Source organism: Pseudaquabacterium pictum (assembly GCF_005403045.1).
Taxonomy (GTDB): domain Bacteria; phylum Pseudomonadota; class Gammaproteobacteria; order Burkholderiales; family Burkholderiaceae_C; genus Pseudaquabacterium; species Pseudaquabacterium pictum.
Genome location: NZ_BJCL01000054.1, coordinates 1 through 542 on the forward strand (window position 1 = coordinate 1; position 542 = coordinate 542).

The 542-nt window shown below is 64.0% G+C and carries 1 protein-coding gene; it reads left to right on the top strand.

Annotated elements, in window-relative coordinates; translation table 11 throughout:
- Positions 1–27 precede the first annotated feature (27 nt).
- Positions 28–542 (top strand): ParB/RepB/Spo0J family partition protein (locus tag FFT10_RS27560; RefSeq protein ID WP_162520952.1); only part of this gene is annotated, 515 nt, incomplete at its 3' end.

The window sequence follows — 542 nt, forward strand, 5'->3', positions numbered from 1 at the left end:
TGTCTTCAACCTATGGAGTTCATCATCATGGAACACACGAAGCAGTTGCTGTCGGTGCCGCTGGCCAGCTTGGTGCCGTCGCGGTTCAATGTTCGTCGCCATTCGGCAGGTCAGGTCGAGGAATTGGCAGCGCTGATCGACGCGCAGGGCTTGCTGCACAACTTGGTGGTTGTCGAACAGCAAGTCAGCCGGGGCAAGTCGCGCAAGCTGAAGTTCGCAGTGGCGGCCGGTGAGCGGCGGCGGCGTGCGATGCTGTTGTTGCAGCAGCGCGGGCGCTTGCCGAAGGGGCACGAGGTGCTGTGCGAACTGGTGCCACCCGAGCGTGCGCTGGAGGTCAGCCTCGCCGAGAACAGCGGGCGCGAGGCCATGCACCCGGCTGATGAGTTCGAGGCCTTCAAGGCGCTGATTGACGAAGGCAAGGGTGTCGAGGACGTGGCGGCGCGCTTCGGCGTGTCGGTACTGACGGTTCAGCGTCGGCTGAAACTGTCGGCGCTGTCGCCGAAGCTGCTGGCCCTATACCGCGAGGACGGCATCAACCTGGA